A 22,038-nucleotide genomic window follows, 5' to 3' on the forward strand; every position below is an offset into this window, starting at 1 on the left:
TCGCGACTCCCGGAAAATGCCGGACTCGCTTCGGGGGACGGACTTCTGGCTCCACCCGCTAGCAAAGCATCAAGGTCCAGCGTCAGCCTCATCGGCGGTGGAGCGAAAGTTTCAGTGGTGGCTGTAGCTCAGTTGGTTAGAGTACCGGATTGTGATTCCGGTGGTCGGGGGTTCGAATCCCCTCAGCCACCCCACTGATTCAACCGCATCGGCGCAGCCGAAACGGTATTGCAATAAACAGAAAGCACGCTACAATGTGCGTCTGAGTTTCACGGGCCGTTAGCTCAGTTGGTAGAGCAGTTGACTCTTAATCAATAGGTCCAAGGTTCGAATCCTTGACGGCCCACCAAGACAGAAGCCACCTGGTATCCCAGGTGGCTTTTTTCTTATAAGTGTGACTCCCATCGTTTCGATGGATCACGGGTTGCAGAGCCCCGCTTGGCCGTGGATCTGCAATGCAGCGGGACCGCAGTGCTGGTTTCAACGATGTTGAAAAAAGTGCTTGCACCCACCGAGCGGATCGGGTCATAATTCGCGCCCCGATTTCGGGCTGTTAGCTCAGTTGGTAGAGCAGTTGACTCTTAATCAATAGGTCCAAGGTTCGAATCCTTGACAGCCCACCAGACGAAAGCCACTTGGTTTGCCAGGTGGCTTTTTTCTTGTCTGCGCGCCGGGTTGCGCTTCATCCACGCATGGTGTGGATCTGCTGAAACGGCGCATGGCGTGGATCTACTGAAGCGATGCTGAAATCAGGGGCATACGCGTCATCAGTGTTTTCAATGCTGTGCGCTGCTTCTCACCGCATCCTTCCTGCATCGCACCCAATGGATCTTCCGCGCCGAAGGCGCATGCACGAAGGAAGATGTTGATGGCTGATATCAATCGATTGCACCGCACGCTGTGGGTTCCCTTCGCGTTGATGGCGCTGGCTGCCTGCGCGCCGGCCAATGATCCCGCGAAGACCGTTGAACGCGATGCGGGCACGGAGAGCACTCCGGCGCGCCCGGTGGGTGACGCCATGCAGATGCAGCCGGCTCAGCCTGCGGAAGCGGAGGTCCTGCCTGACGCGGTGGATGTGCAGCGCAATGCGGACGGTTCGGTGGATGTGCGCAAGGCCATGCCGGAGTCGGTGGCTCTGCGGCGCACCGATGACGGGGGCGTGGAGATCCGCAAGGGGGAGGCGCCCGCCGAACATGCAGGCATGGCACCGGCCCGCGCTGTACCGCAGCAGTAAGCCGCAGTCGTCCTGGCGGGTGGTGCGCCCGCCGGGGCGGCAGCGATGCAGGGGCCGCGCGCATCGCGGCAGATTCAGTTTTGTGCAGGCCTTCCGCTTCCAGCCCCCGCCTGCGACAATGAACGCCTGAGCCGGCCACGCGAAAGTGGCGGAATTGGTAGACGCCCTGGATTTAGGTTCCAGTGCCGCAAGGCGTGGGGGTTCGAGTCCCCCCTTTCGCACCAGTGCCGGCCTGTCCCCGCCCTGATCGGGCCATCTGCGCCCCCTTGACCGGCACGCGCTGGCAGTGCAGGCCGAATTGGGCGAAACTAAAGGGCTGCGGCAAGCAGGCGCGTCCCAGACGTCGTGTCCTTACAACCGTTTCATCCCAATCATCGAGCCGGGGGCGTGGGCCGCCGGTGGCAGGAGTCAACATGCAAGCTTCGATCGAATCCACCGGCAACCTGGAACGCCGCCTGAGCTTCTCGCTGCCGGAAGAGCGTCTGCAGAGCCACATCGTCGGCCGCCTGGGCGAAATCGCCCGTACCACCCGCATCAAGGGTTTCCGTCCGGGCAAGGTGCCGGCCAAGGTGATCGAGCAGCGCTTCGGCGCGCAGGTCCGTGGCGAGGCGCTGGACGGCCTGCTGCGCGAAACCTTCGATGCCGCCGTGCGTGAGCACGACCTGCGCATCGTCGGCAGCCCGCGCATCGACAAGGGCGACGAGGGTGAATTCTCCTTCGTGGCCACCGTGGAAGTGGTGCCGGACTTCGGCGATATCGACGTCAGCAAGCTGACCGTCGTGCGCCACAGCGCCGAGATCACCGACGCCGACATCGACCAGATGATCGAGAACCTGCAGAACCAGCGTCGTACCTGGGCCCCGGTCAGCCGTGGCGCGCAGGACGGTGACCTGGTCGCGGTGGAAACCTGGTCGCAGGCCGGCGAAGAGCGCCTGCCGGCCGAGGGCACCGAGAAGGGTTCGATCGTGCTCGGCCAGGGCATGATGTTCGACACCATCGAAAAGGGCCTGGTCGGCCTGGCCAAGGGCGAAGAAAAGACCCTGGACGTCGAGTTCCCGGCTGACTGGCGCGTGCCGGTGCTGGCAGGCAAGACCGTGCAGGTGACCGTCAAGGTTGCCGAAGTGTCCGAGCCGGTCGTGCCGGCGGTCGACGAAGCCTTCATCAAGAGCTTCGGCGTGAAGGGCGGCGACGTCGAGCAGTTCCGCAGCGACATCCGCGCCAACCTGGAGCGCGAGCTGAAGGGTGCCCTGATGAACCGCCTGCGCCGCGAAGTGGGCGAGCAGCTGATCGCCGCCTATTCGTCGGTGGAAATGCCGCCGCGCCTGGTCGAGAACGAAGCCCGCGCCATGCTGGCCCAGCAGGTCGAGCAGATCCGCCGCAACGGCCAGAACGTCGGCGAGATCCCGGCCGATGCCCACGAAGGCTTCAAGGAAGCGGCCGCCAAGCGCGTGCTGGTCGGCCTGCTGGTCGGTGAAGTGGCCCGCATCAACGACCTGCGCCTGGAAGCCAAGCGCCTGAACGAAACGATGCGTCTGATCGCTTCGACCTACGAAGAGCCGGAACAGGTCATTGAGATGTACCGCAACGACCCCCAGCTGATGTCTGGCCTGCAGAACCGTGTGATGGAAGAGCAGGTGATCGACTGGATCGCCGAACGTGCCCAGCACACCGAAGAGAAGCTGTCGTTCCAGGACGCGATCCGCCAGTAAGCCCGGGCGGATCACCGGATGCCCCGCGCCTTTGCCGGCGCGGGGTTGTTGCCCCCCAAGATAGGTACCTCACGTAATGGACAACCGAACCAAAGCCCTGAACCTGGTTCCGATGGTGGTCGAGCAGACCAGCCGCGGCGAGCGTGCCTACGACATCTATTCGCGCCTGTTGAAGGAGCGCCTGATCTTCCTCGTGGGCCCGATCGACGATCACATGGCCAACGTGGTGGTGGCGCAGTTGCTGTTCCTGGAGTCGGAGAACCCGGAAAAGGACATCAACATCTACATCAACTCGCCGGGTGGCGTGGTCACCGCCGGCATGGCGATCTACGACACCATGCAGTACATCAAGCCGAATGTGAGCACCACCTGCATCGGCCAGGCCGCCTCGATGGGCGCCCTGCTGCTGGCCGCGGGCGAAGCTGGCAAGCGCTATGCGCTGCCGAACTCGCGCGTGATGATCCACCAGCCGCTGGGTGGCTACCAGGGCCAGGCCACCGACATCGACATCCACGCGCGTGAGATCCTGACCCTGCGTTCGCGCCTGAACGAAGTGCTGGCCAAGCACACCGGCCAGTCGCTGGAGACGATCGCCCGCGACACCGAGCGCGACAACTTCAAGAGCGCCTTCGAGGCGCAGGCCTATGGTCTGGTCGACCAGGTCCTGGAGCGTCGTCCGGACGAGTCGATCCAGGCCGGCTGACCGGCCATCACGGGGCCATGGAGGCCCCGTTCCTGCAGGGTCGGGCGGGACTGGTGTCCCCTCGGCCCTGTGCTATTCTCGAATCGAACCCCCGTTCAGCGGGTGGGGTAACTGGGTAAGCGAAGCATGAGCGAAGACCGCCAAGGTCGTTCCACGGACACCGGCAAGATCCTCTACTGCTCTTTCTGCGGCAAGAGCCAGCATGAAGTGCGCAAGCTGATTGCGGGTCCGAGCGTATTCATCTGCGATGAGTGCGTGGAGCTGTGCAACGACATCATCCGTGAGGAACTTGAGGAAAAGGCGCAGTCGGCGCGCAGTTCGCTGCCCAAGCCGCGCGAGATCCTCGAGGTCCTCGACCAGTACGTGATCGGCCAGAACCGCGCCAAGCGCACGCTGGCCGTGGCCGTGTACAACCACTACAAGCGCATCGAGAGCCGGCAGAAGAACGACGACGTCGAACTGGCGAAGTCGAACATCCTGCTGGTCGGTCCGACCGGTTCGGGCAAGACGCTGCTGGCCGAGACCCTGGCCCGCCTGCTCAACGTGCCGTTCACCATGGCCGACGCCACCACGCTGACCGAAGCCGGTTACGTGGGCGAGGACGTGGAGAACATCATCCAGAAGCTGCTGCAGAAGTGCGACTACGACGTCGAGAAGGCGCAGCAGGGCATCGTCTACATCGATGAAATCGACAAGATCTCGCGCAAGAGCGAGAACCCGTCGATCACCCGCGATGTGTCCGGCGAAGGCGTGCAGCAGGCCCTGCTGAAGCTGATCGAAGGCACCGTGGCCAGCGTTCCGCCGCAGGGCGGCCGCAAGCACCCGCAGCAGGAATTCCTGCAGGTGGACACCAAGAACATCCTGTTCATCTGCGGCGGCGCGTTCGCCGGGCTGGACAAGGTGATCCAGGCCCGTTCCACCGACGTCGGCAGCATCGGCTTCGGCGCCAAGGTGAAGAGCAGCGAGCGCAAGCAGGAAGTGGGCAAGGTGCTGGCCGAAGTCGAGCCGGAAGACCTGATCAAGTTCGGCCTGATTCCCGAGTTCGTCGGCCGCCTGCCGGTGGTGGCGACCCTGGAGGAGCTGGACGAGCCGGCCCTGATCAAGATCCTGACCGAGCCGAAGAACGCCATCACCAAGCAGTTCAAGAAGCTGTTCGAGATGGAGAACGTCGAGCTGGAGTTCCGCCCGGACGCGTTGTCGGCCATTGCCCGCAAGGCGCTCAAGCGCAAGACCGGTGCCCGTGGCCTGCGCACCATCGTCGAATCGGTCCTGCTGGACACCATGTACGACCTGCCGTCGCAGGAAAACGTCAGCAAGGTGGTGGTGGACGAGTCGGTGATCGAGCACAAGTCCGAGCCGTACCTGATCTACCAGACCCCGGCGGCCCCTGAACAGAAGGCCGCAGGCGCCGAGTGATCCTTCCAGGTTGTTGATTGGAAAGGATTTTCAAGGAATGCCTTGCATCTGAAAGCCGATGGCCCCATAACGGGGCCATCGGCTTTTTTTGTCTCCGGAAGATGCCCTCCCGGAGGCGGTTTTCCCCTTCCCTGGAGCCCCCATGGCCCGTTCCCCAAGTGAAACCCTCGACCTGCCGGTCCTGCCGCTGCGCGACGTAGTGGTGTTCCCGCACATGGTCATCCCGCTGTTCGTCGGCCGTGACAAGTCCATGCACGCGCTCGAACAGGCAATGGAAGCGGACAAGCGCATCCTGCTGCTGGCGCAGAAGTCGGCCGAGACCGACGACCCGCATGCGGCCGACCTCTACCAGGTCGGTACGCTGGCGCAGGTGCTGCAGCTGCTGAAGCTGCCCGACGGCACCATCAAGGTGCTGGTCGAAGGCCTGTCGCGCGTGCAGGTCACCCACGTCGACGAGCGTAACGGCTCGCTGCACGGCCAGGCCGTGGAGATCGACGCCACCGACGAGCGCGAAGCACGCGAGGTGGAGGCGATCGCCCGCTCGCTGATGTCGCTGTTCGAGCAGTACGTGAAGACCAACCGCAAGCTGCCGCCAGAGCTGCTGCAGACGCTGTCGGGCATCGATGAGCCGGCCCGCCTGGCCGACACCATCGCCGCGCACATCAGCGTGCGGCTGGCCGACAAGCAGCGCCTGCTGGAAACGCTGGCCGTCGGTGACCGCCTGGAGATGCTGGTCGGCCTGGTCGATGGCGAGATCGACGTGCAGCAGATGGAAAAGCGCATCCGCGGCCGCGTGAAGTCGCAGATGGAGAAGAGCCAGCGCGAGTACTACCTCAACGAACAGATGAAGGCCATCCAGAAGGAACTGGGTGACCTGGACGATGCACCGGGCGAGCTGGAAGAGCTGGCCCGCAAGATCGCCGAAGCCGGCATGCCGAAGGCGGTTGAAGCCAAGGCACGCAATGAACTGAACAAGCTCAAGCAGATGTCGCCGATGTCGGCCGAAGCGGCGGTCGTGCGCAACTACCTGGAGTGGCTGCTGGGCGTGCCGTGGAAGAAGCGCAGCAAGGTGCGCAAGGACCTGAAGGCCGCACAGGACACCCTCGACGCCGACCACTACGGCCTGGAGAAGGTCAAGGAGCGCATCCTTGAATACCTGGCGGTGCAGTCGCGCGTGAAGCAGATGAAGGGCCCGATCCTGTGCCTGGTCGGGCCGCCGGGCGTGGGCAAGACCTCGCTCGGCCAGTCCATCGCCAAGGCTACCAACCGCAAGTTCGTGCGCATGTCGCTGGGCGGCGTTCGCGATGAAGCCGAGATCCGTGGCCACCGTCGTACCTACGTTGGTTCGATGCCGGGCCGCATCGTGCAGAACCTCAACAAGGTCGGCAGCAAGAACCCGCTGTTCGTGCTCGACGAGATCGACAAGATGTCGATGGACTTCCGTGGCGATCCGTCGTCGGCGCTGCTGGAAGTGCTCGACCCGGAGCAGAACAACGCGTTCAACGACCACTACCTGGAAGTGGACCTGGACCTGTCCGAAGTGATGTTCGTGGCCACCTCGAACTCGCTCAATATTCCCGGCCCGCTGCTGGACCGCATGGAAGTGATCCGCATCCCCGGCTACACCGAGGACGAGAAGCTCAACATCGCCACCCGCTACCTGGTGCCGAAGCAGATCAAGGCCAACGGCCTGCAGCCGGAAGAACTGGAGATCGGCAGCGATGCGATCCAGGACATCGTGCGCTACTACACGCGCGAATCGGGCGTGCGCAACCTGGAACGCGAGATCGCCAAGATCTGCCGCAAGGTGGTGAAGGAGATCGCGCTGGCCGGTCCGCAGCCGGTGAAGGCGAAGAAGGGCGCGAAGAAGTCCAAGGCGCTGGTGAGCGTGTCCAGCAAGAACCTGGACAAGTACCTGGGTGTGCGTCGCTTCGATTTCGGCCGCGCCGAGGAAGAGAACGAGATCGGCCTGGTCACCGGCCTGGCGTGGACCGAAGTCGGTGGCGATCTGCTGCAGATCGAATCGACGCTGGTGCCGGGCAAGGGCCAGCTGATCCTGACCGGCCAGCTCGGCAACGTGATGAAGGAATCGGCTTCGGCGGCGTTGTCGGTGGTGCGTTCGCGCGCCGTGGGCTTTGGCATCGACAGCGACTTCCTGCAGAAGCACGACGTGCACCTGCACGTGCCCGATGGTGCCACGCCGAAGGACGGACCGAGTGCCGGTGCGGCAATGGTCACCTCGCTGGTGTCGATGCTGACCAAGGTGCCGGTGCGTGCCGACGTGGCGATGACCGGTGAGATCACCCTGCGTGGTCGTGTCACCGCCATCGGTGGCTTGAAGGAGAAACTGCTGGCCGCACTGCGCGGTGGTATCCGCACGGTCATCATTCCGGAAGAGAACCGCAAGGACCTTGCAGACATTCCGGCCAACGTCACCCGCGATCTGGAGATCGTGCCGGTGAAGTACATCGAAGAAGTCCTGGACCTGGCGCTGGAGCGCCCGCTGGCACCGAAGAAGGCGCGCAAGAGTGCGCAGCGTGTCACGGTGCGCAGCAAGGCCAAACCGAGTGGAAGCGCGCGCGTCAAGCATTGACGCGCGCTGTCCGATGGCCCGAAACCCGCGTCGTTGCTGGCTTTCCAGCTTGCGTGGGGGTAGGGCCACTGGTATAAAAGCAGCACTCGCGAATGAGTGATCGCTGTCAGCGATGACTGAATCGGCGAACCGTTTCCACATGGCGGCCGCATGCAGAAGGCGTGCGGTTGCTTCCCTGTCGAATAAGCGGAACCCACCGCCAAAGGAGTTGTAGAGAATGAACAAGACCGAATTGATCGATGCCGTTGCTGAAGCTGCCGACCTGACCAAGGCCGAGTCCAGCCGCGCTGTCGATGCCGTCGTTGCTGCCGTCACCAAGGCGCTGAAGGACGGCGATGCGGTCACCCTGGTTGGCTTCGGTACCTTCCAGGTTCGCGACCGTGCTGCCCGCACCGGCCGCAACCCGAAGACCGGCGACACCATCAAGATCGCTGCTTCGAAGAATCCGTCGTTCAAGGCTGGTAAGGCCCTGAAGGATGCTGTAAACTAAGCGGCTCGCTGGGGTGCTTAGCTCAGCGGTAGAGCGTCTCCTTTACACGGAGAGGGTCGGGGGTTCGAAACCCTCAGCACCCACCACAGCACCGCGGTAAAAGTTTGAGTGTGGAGCGGTAGTTCAGCTGGTTAGAATGCTGGCCTGTCACGCCGGAGGTCGCGGGTTCGAGTCCCGTCCGCTCCGCCATTCAACGAGGCCTCCGGCCAAAAGCTGGAGGCTTTGTTTTCTCCCCGGTCCAGGCCGGTGGAAAAACAAAAATAGCAACAATGCGGAGCGGTAGTTCAGCTGGTTAGAATGCTGGCCTGTCACGCCGGAGGTCGCGGGTTCGAGTCCCGTCCGCTCCGCCACTACATCGAGGCCCCCGGCCTAAAGCTGGGGGCCTTGTCTTCTCACCGACAGGTTCGGAAGGAAGGCGAAAAGGTTTTTGCAAGAACGGAGCGGTAGTTCAGCTGGTTAGAATGCTGGCCTGTCACGCCGGAGGTCGCGGGTTCGAGTCCCGTCCGCTCCGCCATTGCAGAATTCTTAAGTCCCTGTGAAAAAACTTTGAAAAAAGTGTTCATCGGGCTGGGTTTCCAGGGAGTCTTCGGATATACTGGGCGCCTGCAAAGTTTCAGCGCGGAGCGGTAGTTCAGCTGGTTAGAATGCTGGCCTGTCACGCCGGAGGTCGCGGGTTCGAGTCCCGTCCGCTCCGCCAACTTTAAAAGCCCTCGGCGCAAGCCGGGGGCTTTTTCTTTGTGCCCTGCGGCAGGCCTGCCGAGGTGCTGACGGCACAGGTCCGCGGAGATCGGCGCAGGCCACGCCGGCGCTGCTTTTGGTCCCTGCGACGAAGCGGGTTACACTGCCGGGCTCGCCAATCAGGCCTTGTGATTCCTCACCATGCTGCAGAAACTCCGCGACAAGACCTCAGGCTGGATCGTCACCGTGATCCTGGGGCTGCTGATGATTCCGTTCCTGTTCGTGATCGACAACAGCTACCTGGGTGGCGTTGGCGCACAGAACGTGGCCAAGGTTTCCGCGCCTCCGACCTGGTGGCGTTCGGCACCGTCGTGGTGGCCGGTGCGCATGCTGTGGCAGCACCACGAGATCAGCGCGCAGGATTTCCGCACCCGCTTCGAGCAGGAGCGCATGCGTGAGCGCCAGCAGCAGGGCGAGAACTTCGACCCGCGCGCGTTCGAAAGCACTGAAAACAAGATGGCCGTGCTCGATCAGCTGATCGACGAGCAGGTCGTGCGCCTGGTGGGCGAGCAGGCCGGTGTTGTGATCGGCGATGGCGCGGTGCGCGAGTACATCGCCACCATCCCGGCCTTCCTCGATTCGAACGGCAAGTTCAACGAGAACAACTACCGCCTGGCCTTGGCCGGTGGCAATCCGCCGCGTACCCCCACGCAGTTCCAGGAGCTGGTGCGCGAGAGCCTGCAGCAGTCGGTGATCCCGTCGGGCCTGCAGAATTCGGGCTTCGTCACCCAGGCCGAGACCGAGCGCCTGCTGAAGCTGCTGGGTGAGACCCGCGACGTCGAACTGGCCGCGCTGCCGGAGGTTCCGGCCGATACCGCGCCGGTCACCGATGAGCAGATCAAGCAGTGGTACGACAGCCACGGCAAGGATTTCCGCCAGGCCGAAAGCGTGTCGCTGGAATACGTCGAGATCAATGGCGCCAACCTGCCGGCACCAACCGCGGCCGACGAAGCGACCCTGCGCAAGCGCTATGAGGACGAGAAGGCGAAGTTCACTTCGCCGGAACAGCGCCAGGCCGCGCACATCCTGATCACCGGTGACGGTGCCGAAGCCAAGGCGAACAAGATCGCCACCGAAGCCAAGGCGGCGGGTGCCGACTTCGCTGCACTGGCCAAGGCCAATTCGGAAGACCCGGGTTCGAAGGACCAGGGCGGTGATCTGGGCTGGGTCGAGCGTGGCGCGATGGTCAAGCCGTTCGAAGACGCCCTGTTCGCCGCCAAGGCGGGTGACGTGATCGGCCCGGTCAAGACCGACTTCGGCTACCACGTCATCAAGGTCGCCGCGGTGCGTGGCGGCGAAGGCAAGTCGTTCGAGGAAGTGCGTGACACGCTGGCCGCCGAGCAGCTGAAGGCCGACGGCGAGCGCGGCTTCAACGAGCTGGCCGGCCACCTGGTCGATGCCATCAACAAGAGCCCGAGTGATCTGGCTGCTGCGGCCAAGGAAGTGAACCTGCCGCTGCAGACCCTGGGCCCGATCACCCGTGCCACCGCCAGTGGCATCGCCACCGATCCGGCTGTGCTGCGTGCGGCCTTCTCCGAAGTGCTGGTGCAGGATGGTACTGCCAGCGACCCGATCGCCCTGGGCGGTGCCACCAACCACAGCGTGGTCATCCGCGTTGCCGCGCATACCCCGGAACAGGCAACGCCGCTGGACAAGGCGCGTGAACAGGTGATCGCCGCGATCCGCGCCGACCGCCAGCGCCAAGCCAGCGACAAGGCCGCCGACGCCGTGCTGGCCAAGCTGAAGGCGGGCGCCACCCTGCAGTCGCTGGCCGCCAGCGAGAAGCTGCAGGTGAGCCCGATGCCGGGCCTGCCGCGCAGCCAGCCGGTGCCGACCCCGGAAATCAACCGCGCGATCTTCAGTGCACCGGTGCCGGCGGAAGGCAAGCCGAGCTACGGCAAGGTCGACGTCAACGGCCACGCGCTGCTGTTCGCAGTGAACAAGGTCAACCCGGGCGACATCAAGGAAGTGACCGCCGAGCAGCAGAAGCAGCTCAAGGATCAGCTGAGCCAGATCGACGGCATGGCCGCAGCCAAGGCCTACGTCGAGGCGATGCGCAGGAAGTTCGTGATCCAGACCACCGAAGAGAACCTGTAAGCCTCGCGGCGGGGCAGGATCGAAGAAGGCCCGGCATTGCCGGGCCTTTTTTGTGCCTTCGTGTCGTCTGTGGCGCGCTTGAGCTTTGGTAGTGGTCGAGCTTGCTCGACCGCCTTTTGTAGAGTCGTGCAGATGCAGTCGAGCATCGCTCGACTCTACAAAGAGCAGATACAGCGGGGTTGGAGCGCGTCAGTCCTCGACGCGCAGCACTGCGCCGGGCTTCAGCACGCTGCTGCCACTCAGGCCGTTCAGCGACAGCAGGGCCTTTACCGGCATGCCGTAGCGGCGGGCGATGGTCCAGGCCGACTCGCCATCACGCACGGTGTGGCGGCGGCTGCGCGGGCGGTCGGCGATCGCGGCCACGGCCTTGGCCACCTGCGGCGTCGGCGTGGTCGTGGCAACCGGTGCGGTGCTGGCCACCAGCGTGGTCGCGGCTTCCGTCACCGTCGCATTGGCGGCCGAGACCGGGGCCAGGACCCGGGTGGTTCCCGAAGCGCGGTTGCCGGCGGCCAGGGCCGGGTTGAGGCGGGCGATCCTGGCGGGGTCCAGGGCGCGCTGTGCGGCCCACTGCTGGACGCTGGTGCCGGCTGGCAGGGTGTGGTCCTTCAACACCGGCACTGTGCGGTCCAGCGAGGCCATCACGCGAGGCTGGTCCTCCACGTCTTCCAGCACGCAGGCCAGGGCATGCAGCTTCTCGACATAGGCATGGGTAACCGGCGACAGCCCCGGCAGGGCTGCCGGCTTGGCGTTCTGCGCGTTCATGCCGGCCTTGCGCATGGACTGCAGCACCCGGTACTCGCCGGCGTTGTAGGCCATGGTGGCCAGGCGCCAGTCGCCGCCGAACATGCCATGTAGGGTCTTCAGGTAGCGCACCGCGGCCTGGGTGGAATCAACCGCCGACAGGCGGCCGTCGTAGCCGTTGGCCATGGGGACGCGGTGGTTGCGCGCCGTGGTGGCGATGAACTGCCACAGGCCGGTCGGGCCGCTGCCGTTGCGGGCATTGGGCCGATAGCCGCTTTCCACGAACGGGATCAGCGCGAATTCGGTGGGCAGGTTCGCCTTGCGCAGCTCTTCGACCACATAGCCGAACAGCACCAGCGCATCGTCATCCTGGTTGGCCAGGCGCGAGGGGGCGTGGGCGAACTGCTTCTGCCAGCGCGGGCTGGTAGCCTCGGCATCGCAGCTGGGCTCGGCCAGGCCGTCGCGGAAGCTGGTGAAGATCTCCTGGCCATTGCGCACCGAGGGCGCAGGCAGCGCGGACGGATCCAGCGGCAGCGCCGCAGCGGCGGTCAGGTTCTGGCTGATGCCGGCGCCCAGCGACTGTGCGCCCGCGGTTCCGGCCAGCCCCAGGGCAAGGCCCAGGGCCAGCGGCAGACTTCGGCGCATCATGCGCGGAAGCCGTCTTTCCAGTGCCGGAGACCGGCCATCACGTCGACGTCGTCCACGACGTCACGGCCCAGGTGTGCCGACACCGACGCACGGATCGGTGCAGCGTGCACACGCAGGAAGGGATTGCAGTCGAATTCGTTGGCCAGGGTTACCGGCAGGGTGGAACGGTCATCGCGGCGCATGGCCAAAGCCTCCTCTTGGCGCTGCCACAAGGCAGCGTTGGCGGGGTCGACATGCCGCGCGAAGACGGCATTTGACACGGTGTACTCATGAGCGCAACAAAGCAGCAGTTGCGCGGGCAGGGCACCCAACTTGCGCATCGACGCCAGCAGCTGGGACGGCGTACCTTCGAACAGGCGTCCACAGCCCAGGCTGAACAACGAATCTCCGCTGAAAAGATGTTCAGCAGTGTGAAACGCGATGTGGCTGCGGGTATGCCCGGGCACGGATAGTACGTGGAACGTCTGGCCCAGTGCCTGAACGCGTTCACCTTCGCCGACCCGTTCGGTGGCCGTGGGGATGCGCTCTTCGACCGGCGCGATGACCCGTACACCGGGAAAGCGAGCCTGCAGTGCCGGCACGCCACCGATGTGGTCGTCGTGGTGATGGGTGAGCAGGATCGTGTCCACGCGCAGGCCCTGATCGGCCAGTGCGAGCACTGGCGCGGCATCGCCGGGGTCGACGACCACGGCAGCGCCCTCGTTGTCGATCAGCGTCCAGATGTAGTTATCCGCAAATGCGGGCAGGGCAGTCAGTCGCATAGAATTGGACCATGCCCGCGCTGCAGAGCACCCGTCAAGCGAGCCAGACCCCTTGGTTCGACAGCGAACCGGCGGAGGCCTTGCGTGTGCTGGAGCGGCAATTGCTGCTGCCGCAGCTGTCGGTGCTGCCGGCGCAGCCCTGGCTGTGGATCGCACCAAGTGCGGCCTGGCTGGACGATGCACAGTTGGGCGGACGCGGTCTGCGCCTGTTCCGGCAGGGGCAGGGCTATGACGGCGACACCCGTTGTGCGCTGCCGCTGCCGCTGGCCAATGAAAGCGTCAATGCGATCGTGCTGCAGCATGTCACTGCGGCCGACGCTGATCGGCTGCTCGACGAGTGCGAGCGCGTACTGATGCCGGGCGGCCATCTGTGGCTGAGCAGCCTCAATCCGTTCAGTCCGTATCGCACGCGATGGCGCCAGCATGGACTGGTGGTGCGCACGCCACAGCGGATCCGCCTGCTGCTCGGCCGTCATGGGCTGGAATGCGACGATATGCGTTACCTGGGCCCGCTCTGGCGCGGTGCGGGCAGCCGTCGTCCCGGAGGTTGGGCACCGCTGCGCGCGGCCTGCCTGTTCCATGCGGAAAAACGTACGCTGGCCCTGCCTGGGCCGAAACCGCTGCCGGTGCGCTGGCACGGCACCGTAGCTACCTGATTCTGGAGTTGTATTGAAAACCATCGAAATCCACACCGACGGTTCCTGCCTTGGCAATCCCGGCCCCGGCGGCTGGGCTGCGCTGCTGCGCTACAAGGGCCACGAGCGCGAACTGAGCGGTGGCGAGGCGCACACCACCAACAACCGGATGGAGCTGATGGCGGCCATTTCCGGGCTGGAGTCGCTGACCGAGCCGTGCAACATCGTGCTCTATACCGATTCGCAGTATGTGCGGCAGGGTCTGACCCAGTGGATGCCGGGCTGGATCCGCAAGAACTGGAAGACCGCTGGCGGCGATCCGGTAAAGAACCGCGAGCTGTGGGAGCGCCTGCAGGCGGCCACGCTGCGGCATCAGATCGACTGGCGCTGGGTGAAGGGTCACTCCGGCGACCCGGACAATGAGCGGGTGGATACGCTGGCCCGCAACGCGGCGATCCAGATCCGCGACACCAGCCCGGTAAACTGAGCCCATGCGTCAGATCATCCTCGATACCGAAACCACCGGCCTGGAGTGGAAGAAGGGCAACCGCATCGTCGAAATCGGCTGCGTGGAGCTGTTCAAGCGCCGCCCGACCGGCAACAACTATCACCAGTACATCAAGCCGGACTGCGAGTTCGAACAGGGCGCGCAGGAAGTCACCGGCCTGACCCTGGAGTTCCTCGATGACAAGCCGGACTTCGCGCAGATCGCCGACGAGTTCCTGGCCTTCATCGATGGCGCCGAGCTGATCATTCACAACGCGGCGTTCGACCTCGGCTTCCTCGACAACGAGTTGTCGCTGCTGGGGCCGCAGTACGGGAAGATCACCGACCGCTGCGCCGTGATCGATACCCTGGTGATGGCGCGTGAGCGCTTCCCGGGCCAGCGCAACTCGCTGGATGCGCTGTGCAAGCGGCTGGGCGTGGACAACTCGCACCGTGCGCTGCATGGCGGCCTGCTCGATGCGCAGATCCTGGGCGACGTCTATATCGCGCTGACCTCGGGCCAGGAAGAAATCGGCTTCGGTCTGGGCGATGACGATGGCGGCGCTGCCGGTGCGGCGCTGCAGGCCTTCGATACCAGCAAGCTGCTGCCGCGCCCGCGCGTGGTGGCCACGCCGTCGGAGCTGGAAGCGCATGCGGCGCGACTGGAGCGGCTGCGCAAGAAGGCTGGCCACGCGCTGTGGGATGGCCCGAAGGTGGAAGAGCCCGCCAGCGCGTAATGCCTGGAGTGGAGTAGTGCCGGCCGCTGGCCGGCAGCGTCGCATCCACGCATGGCGTGGATCTACCGGTTAGTGGCAGCGCACCAGGATCACGCTGATGTTGTCGCGGCCGCCGCCATCGAGCGCGGCGGCGACCAGCGTGTCCACGCATTCCTGTGCGCTGGCATCCTCGAAGGCGAGGGTGCGCGCGATGCTGCGGTCGTCCACTTCTTCGGTCAGGCCGTCACTGCACAGCAGCAGCTGCATGCCCGGACGCAGTTCGCCGCTGGTGGTGGCCACGTTCAGATGCGCCGGATCGGTCACGCCCAGCGCCTGGGTGACCACGTTGCGATGCGGATGCGCACGCGCCTGTTCGGCGGTCAGGTTGCCCTGCGCGACCAGCTCCCGCACCACGCTGTGGTCCTGGCTGAGCTGGGCCAGCTGTCCGTCGCGCCACAGGTAGGCACGGCTGTCGCCAACCCACGCCACTTCATAGCGGTTGCCCTGTACCCGTGCGGCGACCACGGTAGTGCCCATCGGCAACGTGTCGTTGCGCCGGCGCGAGGCGCGGATGATCTCTTCGTCGGCGGTGCGGATGGCCTGCGCCAGCGGTGCGCCGCGGCGGATCTCGCGCACGATGGTCTCGCGCGCCAGCGCGCTGGCCACTTCACCGCAGGCGTGCCCGCCCATGCCGTCGGCCACCAGCCACAGGGCCAGCTCACTGTCACCGTAGTAGGTGTCCTCGTTGAGCTCGCGGCGCATGCCGGGGTGGGTGAGGTGTCCGAATTCGATCATGGGCGCTGGGGCGGGGTGTTGCTGGGGAGACAGGCATCATCGGGTGGCTGCGCGCATCCGGCAAGGCGTGCGCTCAGGAAATTTTCACTTCGTTGGCCGGAATGACTTGTCGTCGGCCTCACTTCCTCGTATGATGCGCGTCCCCGGTCCGCCGGGGACCACCCGGAGAGGTGGCAGAGTGGTTGAATGTACCTGACTCGAAATCAGGCAGGCGTTTATAGCGCCTCGGGGGTTCGAATCCCCCCCTCTCCGCCAGATTGACTCGTCCTGCCATAGGTTGACACCGATGGGTGGATGGTCCGGCCGCCGTCAGGCGGCCAAAGACGCCCGATGCATCGCATCGGGCGTCTGCATTTTAAGGGACAGGTGGGGGCGCTCAGCGTTGTAGATGTCTACGGCCTCAGCCACCATCTGGCGGGCTTGCCCCAGGTCCCGTGGGCGATGAAGCAGGAACTCGCACTTGAGGATCCCGTTGACTCGCTCTGCCAGAGCGTTCTGATAGCAGTCGTAGCCGTCGGTCATCGAGCAGGTCAGGCCGTGCCGCGCATGGATCTTCTGGTAGTAATCCGAGCAGTACTGGATTCCACGATCAGAGTGATGGATCAGCTTCTGCGATGTCTTTCTCCCTTTCAGCGCCATCTCCAGCGCCTGAGCTACCTGCTCTGTCTGTAGCGTTTCATGCACGCTCCAGCCCACGATCTTGCGCGACCAGGCATCGGTGACCAGGCTCAGATACACGAACTTCCCCTGCGTCGGCAGATAGGTGATGTCCGCCACCCACACCTGCTCGCTACCGGTTGGTATTACGCATCCTTGGCCAGGTTTGAGCAGATTCGGATGCCTGCGAAAGCGATGATGGCTGTCGGTAGTCTTGTGATAAGCCCGACGTTTCGGTACCAGCAGGCGCGCTTCCCGAAGTACGTCAAACAACCGGTCACGTCCCATGGTGATTCCCGCCGCCTGCAGCTTCGGTCCGATCAAATGGTGCAACTTGCGCGTCCCGATCCGTGGCTGCCGCACGCGGCAATCGCTCACCAGCGCCAGTGCTTTGGTCTCGCTGGCGCGTCGTCGTTGATGCCGGCACCCCGCTTGATAGAACGCCTGTCGACTGATGCCGAAATGGCGGCAAGCCCTTGCCACGCTTACGCCTTTGAGGCGCCCTTGCGTGAGGACTTGCCTGAAGGCTTTTTTACGATGCGCACCCCGTAATCCTCTTTGAGGACATCCACGATGGCTTCGAAAAGCTGTGCTTTCTCGTTGGCCTCCCGCAACTGGACCTGCAGGGCCTTGATCTGTTGTTCCGGCGTCAGCGGCGTGGCCGGTCCACTTTTGGGAGAAGTCGTCATGGGGGCAGATGATGCACCACCTGACCAATCCTGCCGACCATAGCGGCGAAGCCACTTCAGAACCGTGCTGCTACCTTGGATACCGTATCGCTCCTGAGCCTTCTTATAGGTCAGTTCTCCACGCTCGACCTGATCGACCACGGACAACTTGAAGGCCAGCGAGTAATCCCGCTGACTGCGCCTGATTGTTGATTTCATTGAACATTCCTTTTCCAGAGGGAAAAGGTGTCAACCCAATTCAGGACGGGTCAGATTAAAGAAAAAGGGCTGCCGAAAGGCAGCCCTTTTTCTTTAATCTGGCGCGGGACGCGCCGCGCTCTGCGCGTCGCCCCACACGTTGCAGCGCAACCTGTGGGCCCCTCCCTTTGCCGGCCTCTCCCCGCCCCTGTCGGGGCAGGTGCATCAGTAGATCCACGCCATGCGTGGATGCTGTTCCTGCTGGCAGGCTCATCCACGCATGGCGTGGATCTGCCCATTCCATCGCGAGCTGCGGGTTAAACTGCCTGCATCACCTGTTGGAGCTTTCCCCATGACCGCTGAAATCCTCGTCCCCGTTTCTTTCGGCGAGCTGCTGGACAAGATCTCGATCCTGCAGATCAAGTCCGAGCGCATCAGTGACGAGGGCAAGCTGGCCAATGTGCGCAAAGAACTGTCGGCGCTGGAGCAGACCTGGATGGCACACCCGGCGGCGGTGAAGGACATCGCCAAGCTGCGTGCCGAGCTGAAGGCGGTCAACGAGCAGCTGTGGGACATCGAGGACGACATCCGCCTGAAAGAGAAGGCGCAGGCGTTCGACCAGGGTTTCATCGACCTGGCGCGCAGCGTCTACCTGCGCAATGACGAACGCGCGCGCATCAAGAAGGCGATCAACCTGGCGCTGGGTTCGGCGTACGTGGAAGAGAAGTCCTACCAGGATTACGCGCAGCGCGCGTAATCCGGGGCAGCCTGCTGCTCACCCCAGGTGGTCGGCGACGTAGCGTTCGAACGCAGCGATACCGTCTTCCACGGTGATCAGTTCCATCACATCGTCGAACTCGATCTTGGTGCCCCACTTCAGATCCGAGGCCTGCTTGGCCAGGTACTTGCGCGCGGCATCGTCGTAGCGGTCCACGCAGTAGCGGCGGTCGGAATAGGGACCGCTGCGGTTCGGGTTGCTGGCTGCATGCAGGCCCAGTACCTTGGCGCCCATCGCGTTGGCGATGTGCATCGGGCCCGAGTCCGGGGTCATCACCAGATTGGCGCGGGCCAGCAGCGCCGGCAGCTGCTTCAAGGTGTCCTTGCCGACCAGGTCAAGCGCCGGTGTGTGCAGCTGCGCCTGGATGGCATCGGCCATGCTGCGCTCCAGTTCGCTGCGGCCTCCGCACAGCACCACCTGCCAACCGCGCTGTGCGGCGTGGTTGGCCACGGCGGCGTAGCGGTCTGCATACCAGTTGCGGCGCACGTGGCTGGAACAGGGCGAGATCATCAACACCGGGCGGCCATCGTCCTGCCATTGCGCGGCAGCCCACTCATACGCGGACTGTGGCACCGCCAGGTCCCAGCTGACCTCGGTCTGGCGCAGGCCAAGGGGTTCACAGAAACTGCCGATGGCATCCAGCACATGGATGCCGGGGCGGTCGGGGATGCGTTCGTTGATGAAGAGACCATGCAGGTCCTTCGAGCGGCTGCGGTCATAGCCGATGCGACGCTCTGCGGGAATGAAGGCCGACAGCAGGTTGGCGCGGAACGCCACCTGCATCTGCAACAGCGCTTCGAAGCGCCCCGGCGGCAGCTGCCTGCGCAGTTCCTTGACCCCGGCCATGCCGCTCTTCTTGTCGTAGGCATGGAAGGTGACACCGGGCAGGCCGTCGAGCAGCTTGTGGCCGGCCTTGTCGATGATCCAGTGGATCGGCGTATCCGGGTGCGCAGCCTGCAGGGTGCGCACCAGGGGCACCACGTGGGTGACATCGCCAAGTGCGGACAGGCGCAGGAGGCACAAGGAGGAGGACGCTGATGCCATGTGTTGTTAGACTCAATGAAATGGTCGCATTCGACGCCAATGAAGCGCTGACGCCATGCCGCGAGGGTCGCGGCATCGGGGCCATTCTGTTCGACCGCGAGCGGCTGCGGCAAGCCGAGATCGGCCTGTTCTCGCCCCAGCACTGGGGCAGCAGGGCTCGGCCGGTGGGCGAGGGCGGTCGTGGCAGCGCCTGGTTCGTCGATGCGCCGTTCGGCGCCAGCGTGCTGCGCCACTACCTGCGCGGTGGCCTGGCGGCGAAGATCAGCCATGACCAGTACCTCTGGCGCGGCGCGGACCGGACGCGCAGCTTCGCCGAATTCCGGCTGATGCGCGCGCTGCGCGAGAAAAAGCTGCCGGTGCCCCGGCCGCTGGCGGCGTTCTACATGCGCGAGGGCCTGCGCTACCGGGCTGCGATCCTGATGGAGCGGATCGAGGGTGTCCGTTCGCTGGCCGACCGCGCGCTGGTCGCGGGGCGGGGCGCACCGTGGGAGGAGACCGGGCGGCTGATTGCCCGCTTCCATCGTGCCGGCCTGGACCATGCCGACCTCAATGCGCACAACATCCTGTTCGACGGCAACGGCCACGGCTGGTTGATCGACTTCGACCGCGGGGTGATCCGCATCCCGGCGACCGCCTGGCGCGAACGCAATCTCAAGCGCCTGCTGCGCTCGCTGATCAAGCTGCGCGGCGAGCGCAGCATGGAAGACGTGCAGAAGGATTACGCGCGGCTGCGCCGCGCCTATGACATGGCCTGGAACCGGGGCACCTGATGGACTGGTCGTTGCGTTTCCTCGGCGTCGGCAATGCGTCGGCGGTCGAGCTGGGGTCGCCGATGTCGGTGATCGAGCGGGAGGGGCGCCCGTGGCTGACCATCGATTGCGGTGGTGAAGGCCTGACCGCGTTCAAGGCGCACTACGGGCACATGCCGCAGGCGCTGTTCGTCACCCATGTGCACCTGGACCACGTGGCCGGCTTCGAACGCCTGTTCGTGGACACCTTCTTCAACGCGCACCGGCGCGGCAAGGTGCGCCTGTACGTGCCCGCCACGGTGGTGCCGCTGCTGCACAAGCGCATCGGGGATTACCCGAACGTGCTGGCCGAGGGCGGTGCGAACTTCTGGGATGCCTTCCAGTTGATCGTGGTCGGTGAGGCGTTCTGGCACGAGGGTGTGCGCCTGGAAGTGTTCCCGGTGCGCCACCACTGGCCGGAGACGGCCTATGGCCTGCGCCTGCAGGGCGCGTTGACCTGGAGCGGCGATACCCGGCCGATTCCGGAGATGCTGGCCCGCTTCGCCAACGACAATGAACTGATCGCGCACGACTGCGGCCTGCACGGCAACCCGTCGCACACCGGCGTGGACGACCTGGAGCGCGAGTACAGCGCCGAACTGCAGGCGCGGATGATGCTCTACCACTATGCGAGCGCGGCCGACGGCCAGGCGCTGGCCGCGCGGGGGCACCGTGTGGCGCAGCCGGGGCAGTGCGTGCCGCTGGCCAACCCCACTGCACCGCACGTGCTGGTGCAGGATCCGCCGTGAGCGGTGCTGGCCAGCCCGCCGACGCGGCGCTGGCTGCCGAGCTGGAGGCGCTGGAACGCGCGCTGCATGCGCCGCAGGTGCGGGCCGATCGCGAGCAACTGGCGGCACTTCTGGACGAGGATTTCAGCGAGATCGGCAGTTCCGGGCGATGCTACGGCCGTGATGCGGCGTTGCAGGAGATCCCGCTGGAGCGCGCTCAGGTGCTGATCGAATCGGAACAGTACGCGGTGTGGCTGTTGGCCGAGGATCTGGCCCAGGTGCGCTACCGCAGCCGCTATCACGTTGATGGCCAGGCCCAGGGCTGGGTGTTGCGCAGTTCGCTGTGGCGACGGCATGCGCAGGAATGGAGGGTGGTGTTTCACCAGGGCACGCCCGCGGCGGGGTAGTGGTGGGCGATGCCCGGTGAAGGGCGCCAGCCAAGGCTGGCATCTACCAGAGGCGGGGCGTCGCCGGAAAAGGCGGTGGCCCCGCCGGCTGACCTCGGCGCCCGCGTCGATCGATACCGTTGCTGCCTTCCGGCCCTGGCGGGATTTTCGACCTAGCGTCGCGAGGGGCCGACGGGGCCACCATAGAGACGTTGGCCGCCCAGTGGGCGGCCGGTTCACGGATCAGGGGAAGCAGCGCGCGATGCGCCGGAGACCACAGCCGGACTGCACATCGGCTGGCCGATGGCAGACGGCAACTATAGCGCAGGCAGGTACATCGACGCCAGCTTCGTGCACTGAATCGGCTGTAACCCGCGTCTGCCGGCAACGCCCCGCGCCGACCGGCGTTGCTAGAATGCCGGCCAGGAGGAACGACCTCCCCCACATCGGGAATCAATGACCAGGACGGCCTGGCCCTACCAAGAGGAGGGCTGTCATGGCCTGGATCTATCTGTTGTTCGCCGGCCTGCTGGAAATCGTCTGGGCCGTGTCCATGAAGCAGTCCGAAGGCTTCACCAAGCTCACCCCTACCGTGGTCACCATCATCGGCATGATCGCCAGCTTCTGGCTGCTGGCGGTGGCCATGCGCAGCCTGCCGCTGGGCACCGCCTACACGATCTGGACCGGCATCGGCGCGGTCGGTGCGTTCGTGGTCGGCATCGTCTTCCTCGGTGAGCAGGTCAGCCCGATGCGGATCGGTGCGGCGGTGCTGATCGTTTCCGGCCTGGTGCTGATGAAACTCTCGAGCAGCTGAATGCATTTAGTTGGGCGGAGAAAGGAATCTCCGCCTGCTGCAGGTATATGCATTTTCGGCAAAACCATTTTGTCCTCCCGTTTTATTTGACGTGCGTCATGAAAATAACGAGCGTGATTCACATGCCGCTGGCGCCATCGGCCGCACAGTGCCGCCATTCGTCATGCGAAATCGGGGAGTTTTCGCCTTGACGGACACGTTGACCTGCCTTTTCC

The 22,038-nt window shown here is 64.7% G+C and carries 20 protein-coding genes, 10 tRNA genes and 1 other RNA gene; 25 read left to right on the top strand and 6 right to left on the bottom strand.

All coding sequences use genetic code 11. The features are described 5' to 3' along the window. The first annotated feature begins 117 nt into the window (after window positions 1-117). The 16 genes from MG068_RS04210 to MG068_RS04285 all read left to right on the top strand — a co-directional run bounded on the left by MG068_RS04210 (window position 118) and on the right by MG068_RS04285 (window position 10,980). A tRNA-His gene (locus MG068_RS04210) sits at window positions 118-194 on the top strand. Window positions 195-273: 79 nt separating this feature from the next. Then, window positions 274-349: transfer RNA gene (locus MG068_RS04215), tRNA-Lys, on the top strand. 198 nt (window positions 350-547) lie between these two features. After that, a tRNA-Lys gene (locus MG068_RS04220) sits at window positions 548-623 on the top strand. Window positions 624-868: 245 nt separating this feature from the next. Further along, on the top strand, window positions 869-1,234 hold the full coding sequence (locus MG068_RS04225) for a hypothetical protein (RefSeq protein ID WP_071228865.1): 366 nt from the start codon (window positions 869-871) through the stop codon (window positions 1,232-1,234). Between the two features lie 139 nt (window positions 1,235-1,373). After that, window positions 1,374-1,458, top strand: a tRNA-Leu gene (locus MG068_RS04230). Window positions 1,459-1,647: 189 nt separating this feature from the next. Then, window positions 1,648-2,943 carry a trigger factor gene (gene tig, locus MG068_RS04235; protein WP_049400909.1) on the top strand — a complete coding sequence of 432 codons (1,296 nt, stop codon included), beginning with the start codon at window positions 1,648-1,650 and terminating at the stop codon, window positions 2,941-2,943. Between the two features lie 76 nt (window positions 2,944-3,019). Continuing rightward, window positions 3,020-3,646: an ATP-dependent Clp endopeptidase proteolytic subunit ClpP gene (gene clpP, locus MG068_RS04240; RefSeq protein WP_004146318.1), complete on the top strand. Its 627-nt coding sequence runs from the start codon at window positions 3,020-3,022 to the stop codon at window positions 3,644-3,646. A 126-nt stretch (window positions 3,647-3,772) separates the two neighbouring features. After that, the gene (gene clpX, locus MG068_RS04245) at window positions 3,773-5,062 is read left to right on the top strand and encodes an ATP-dependent Clp protease ATP-binding subunit ClpX (RefSeq protein WP_004154600.1); all 1,290 of its coding nucleotides are present in this window, start codon (window positions 3,773-3,775) and stop codon (window positions 5,060-5,062) included. Between the two features lie 142 nt (window positions 5,063-5,204). Next, the gene (lon, locus tag MG068_RS04250) at window positions 5,205-7,655 is read left to right on the top strand and encodes an endopeptidase La (RefSeq protein WP_049422624.1); all 2,451 of its coding nucleotides are present in this window, start codon (window positions 5,205-5,207) and stop codon (window positions 7,653-7,655) included. 217 nt (window positions 7,656-7,872) lie between these two features. Then, window positions 7,873-8,145, top strand: coding sequence for an HU family DNA-binding protein (locus tag MG068_RS04255; protein ID WP_004146343.1), 273 nt, complete (start codon window positions 7,873-7,875; stop codon window positions 8,143-8,145). A gap of 11 nt (window positions 8,146-8,156) precedes the next feature. Next, a tRNA-Val gene (locus tag MG068_RS04260) sits at window positions 8,157-8,231 on the top strand. 26 nt (window positions 8,232-8,257) lie between these two features. Then, window positions 8,258-8,334: transfer RNA gene (locus tag MG068_RS04265), tRNA-Asp, on the top strand. Between the two features lie 84 nt (window positions 8,335-8,418). Then, a tRNA-Asp gene (locus MG068_RS04270) sits at window positions 8,419-8,495 on the top strand. 87 nt (window positions 8,496-8,582) lie between these two features. Further along, window positions 8,583-8,659 (top strand) — tRNA-Asp (locus MG068_RS04275). Window positions 8,660-8,765: 106 nt separating this feature from the next. Further along, window positions 8,766-8,842 (top strand) — tRNA-Asp (locus MG068_RS04280). 182 nt (window positions 8,843-9,024) lie between these two features. After that, window positions 9,025-10,980: a peptidyl-prolyl cis-trans isomerase gene (locus MG068_RS04285; protein WP_132809331.1), complete on the top strand. Its 1,956-nt coding sequence runs from the start codon at window positions 9,025-9,027 to the stop codon at window positions 10,978-10,980. 189 nt (window positions 10,981-11,169) lie between these two features. Here the strand turns inward: MG068_RS04285 and MG068_RS04290 are convergent, their stop codons facing one another. Together MG068_RS04290 and gloB are read right to left on the bottom strand one after the other, a co-directional pair. Then, a complete protein-coding gene (locus MG068_RS04290; RefSeq protein WP_071228862.1) occupies window positions 11,170-12,369 on the bottom strand; it encodes a lytic transglycosylase domain-containing protein in 1,200 nt (399 codons plus the stop codon). Next, entirely contained in the window at window positions 12,366-13,130 is a 765-nt protein-coding gene (gloB, locus tag MG068_RS04295; protein WP_071228861.1) for a hydroxyacylglutathione hydrolase, read from the bottom strand. Before gloB ends, MG068_RS04290 begins: the two co-directional genes overlap by 4 nt. An 11-nt stretch (window positions 13,131-13,141) precedes the next feature. Between gloB and MG068_RS04300 the strand changes: the two genes are divergently transcribed. From MG068_RS04300 to dnaQ, 3 genes are read left to right on the top strand one after another with little or no spacing between them, the layout of a single operon-like run. Continuing rightward, window positions 13,142-13,786: a methyltransferase domain-containing protein gene (locus MG068_RS04300; protein ID WP_071228860.1), complete on the top strand. Its 645-nt coding sequence runs from the start codon at window positions 13,142-13,144 to the stop codon at window positions 13,784-13,786. A 13-nt stretch (window positions 13,787-13,799) separates the two neighbouring features. After that, the gene (rnhA, locus tag MG068_RS04305) at window positions 13,800-14,252 is read left to right on the top strand and encodes a ribonuclease HI (protein WP_132809333.1); all 453 of its coding nucleotides are present in this window, start codon (window positions 13,800-13,802) and stop codon (window positions 14,250-14,252) included. A 4-nt stretch (window positions 14,253-14,256) separates the two neighbouring features. Continuing rightward, window positions 14,257-14,988: a DNA polymerase III subunit epsilon gene (gene dnaQ, locus MG068_RS04310; RefSeq protein WP_049420978.1), complete on the top strand. Its 732-nt coding sequence runs from the start codon at window positions 14,257-14,259 to the stop codon at window positions 14,986-14,988. Between the two features lie 69 nt (window positions 14,989-15,057). On the opposite strand, the gene MG068_RS04315 is transcribed toward dnaQ, so the two are convergent. Beyond that, the gene (locus tag MG068_RS04315) at window positions 15,058-15,762 is read right to left on the bottom strand and encodes a PP2C family protein-serine/threonine phosphatase (RefSeq protein WP_132809335.1); all 705 of its coding nucleotides are present in this window, start codon (window positions 15,760-15,762) and stop codon (window positions 15,058-15,060) included. 164 nt (window positions 15,763-15,926) lie between these two features. Here MG068_RS04315 and MG068_RS04320 point away from each other — a divergent pair. Next, window positions 15,927-16,017: transfer RNA gene (locus MG068_RS04320), tRNA-Ser, on the top strand. Between the two features lie 54 nt (window positions 16,018-16,071). On the opposite strand, the gene MG068_RS04325 is transcribed toward MG068_RS04320, so the two are convergent. Beyond that, window positions 16,072-17,306 (bottom strand): IS3 family transposase gene (locus MG068_RS04325; protein WP_240792077.1). Its coding sequence is split into 2 segments (ribosomal slippage): window positions 16,072-16,955 and window positions 16,955-17,306, totalling 1,236 coding nucleotides; the frame shifts between segments, so codons are not numbered across the junction. Window positions 17,307-17,637: 331 nt separating this feature from the next. On the opposite strand from MG068_RS04325, the gene MG068_RS04330 reads away from it, so the two are divergent. Further along, window positions 17,638-18,042: a DUF6165 family protein gene (locus MG068_RS04330; RefSeq protein WP_046982834.1), complete on the top strand. Its 405-nt coding sequence runs from the start codon at window positions 17,638-17,640 to the stop codon at window positions 18,040-18,042. Between the two features lie 18 nt (window positions 18,043-18,060). On the opposite strand, the gene MG068_RS04335 is transcribed toward MG068_RS04330, so the two are convergent. After that, window positions 18,061-19,107: a glycosyltransferase family 9 protein gene (locus MG068_RS04335; protein ID WP_132809337.1), complete on the bottom strand. Its 1,047-nt coding sequence runs from the start codon at window positions 19,105-19,107 to the stop codon at window positions 18,061-18,063. Window positions 19,108-19,127: 20 nt separating this feature from the next. Here MG068_RS04335 and MG068_RS04340 point away from each other — a divergent pair, with 20 nt between their 5' ends. From MG068_RS04340 to MG068_RS04350, 3 genes are read left to right on the top strand one after another with little or no spacing between them, the layout of a single operon-like run. Next, window positions 19,128-19,877 carry a 3-deoxy-D-manno-octulosonic acid kinase gene (locus MG068_RS04340; RefSeq protein ID WP_049400634.1) on the top strand — a complete coding sequence of 250 codons (750 nt, stop codon included), beginning with the start codon at window positions 19,128-19,130 and terminating at the stop codon, window positions 19,875-19,877. Further along, window positions 19,877-20,644, top strand: a complete 768-nt coding sequence (locus MG068_RS04345; RefSeq protein ID WP_132809339.1) for an MBL fold metallo-hydrolase — start codon at window positions 19,877-19,879, stop codon at window positions 20,642-20,644. The genes MG068_RS04340 and MG068_RS04345 overlap by 1 nt, the downstream gene beginning before the upstream one ends. After that, window positions 20,641-21,030 carry a nuclear transport factor 2 family protein gene (locus MG068_RS04350; protein WP_125894644.1) on the top strand — a complete coding sequence of 130 codons (390 nt, stop codon included), beginning with the start codon at window positions 20,641-20,643 and terminating at the stop codon, window positions 21,028-21,030. Before MG068_RS04345 ends, MG068_RS04350 begins: the two co-directional genes overlap by 4 nt. 78 nt (window positions 21,031-21,108) lie before the next feature. Here MG068_RS04350 and ffs read toward each other — a convergent pair. Continuing rightward, window positions 21,109-21,205, bottom strand: an RNA gene (ffs, locus tag MG068_RS04355) — signal recognition particle sRNA small type. Between the two features lie 300 nt (window positions 21,206-21,505). Between ffs and MG068_RS04360 the strand changes: the two genes are divergently transcribed. Then, window positions 21,506-21,823, top strand: coding sequence for a DMT family transporter (locus tag MG068_RS04360; RefSeq protein ID WP_010483859.1), 318 nt, complete (start codon window positions 21,506-21,508; stop codon window positions 21,821-21,823). Window positions 21,824-22,038 lie beyond the last annotated feature (215 nt).

Source organism: Stenotrophomonas sp. ASS1, assembly GCF_004346925.1.
Classification (GTDB): Bacteria; Pseudomonadota; Gammaproteobacteria; order Xanthomonadales; family Xanthomonadaceae; genus Stenotrophomonas; species Stenotrophomonas maltophilia_A.

Excerpts from the sequence above, each read along its gene's own strand:
- MG068_RS04285 (WP_132809331.1), top strand. The coding sequence starts at position 9,025 with ATGCTGCAGAAACTCCGCGACAAGACCTCAGGCTGGATCGTCACCGTG.
- MG068_RS04330 (WP_046982834.1), top strand. The coding sequence starts at position 17,638 with ATGACCGCTGAAATCCTCGTCCCCGTTTCTTTCGGCGAGCTGCTGGAC.
- MG068_RS04315 (WP_132809335.1), bottom strand. The coding sequence starts at position 15,762 with ATGATCGAATTCGGACACCTCACCCACCCCGGCATGCGCCGCGAGCTC.
- MG068_RS04300 (WP_071228860.1), top strand. The coding sequence starts at position 13,142 with ATGCCCGCGCTGCAGAGCACCCGTCAAGCGAGCCAGACCCCTTGGTTC.
- MG068_RS04335 (WP_132809337.1), bottom strand. The coding sequence starts at position 19,107 with ATGGCATCAGCGTCCTCCTCCTTGTGCCTCCTGCGCCTGTCCGCACTT.
- MG068_RS04345 (WP_132809339.1), top strand. The coding sequence starts at position 19,877 with ATGGACTGGTCGTTGCGTTTCCTCGGCGTCGGCAATGCGTCGGCGGTC.
- MG068_RS04340 (WP_049400634.1), top strand. The coding sequence starts at position 19,128 with ATGGTCGCATTCGACGCCAATGAAGCGCTGACGCCATGCCGCGAGGGT.
- gloB (WP_071228861.1), bottom strand. The coding sequence starts at position 13,130 with ATGCGACTGACTGCCCTGCCCGCATTTGCGGATAACTACATCTGGACG.
- MG068_RS04225 (WP_071228865.1), top strand. The coding sequence starts at position 869 with ATGGCTGATATCAATCGATTGCACCGCACGCTGTGGGTTCCCTTCGCG.
- dnaQ (WP_049420978.1), top strand. The coding sequence starts at position 14,257 with ATGCGTCAGATCATCCTCGATACCGAAACCACCGGCCTGGAGTGGAAG.
- clpP (WP_004146318.1), top strand. The coding sequence starts at position 3,020 with ATGGACAACCGAACCAAAGCCCTGAACCTGGTTCCGATGGTGGTCGAG.
- MG068_RS04360 (WP_010483859.1), top strand. The coding sequence starts at position 21,506 with ATGGCCTGGATCTATCTGTTGTTCGCCGGCCTGCTGGAAATCGTCTGG.
- tig (WP_049400909.1), top strand. The coding sequence starts at position 1,648 with ATGCAAGCTTCGATCGAATCCACCGGCAACCTGGAACGCCGCCTGAGC.
- lon (WP_049422624.1), top strand. The coding sequence starts at position 5,205 with ATGGCCCGTTCCCCAAGTGAAACCCTCGACCTGCCGGTCCTGCCGCTG.
- clpX (WP_004154600.1), top strand. The coding sequence starts at position 3,773 with ATGAGCGAAGACCGCCAAGGTCGTTCCACGGACACCGGCAAGATCCTC.
- MG068_RS04290 (WP_071228862.1), bottom strand. The coding sequence starts at position 12,369 with ATGATGCGCCGAAGTCTGCCGCTGGCCCTGGGCCTTGCCCTGGGGCTG.
- MG068_RS04255 (WP_004146343.1), top strand. The coding sequence starts at position 7,873 with ATGAACAAGACCGAATTGATCGATGCCGTTGCTGAAGCTGCCGACCTG.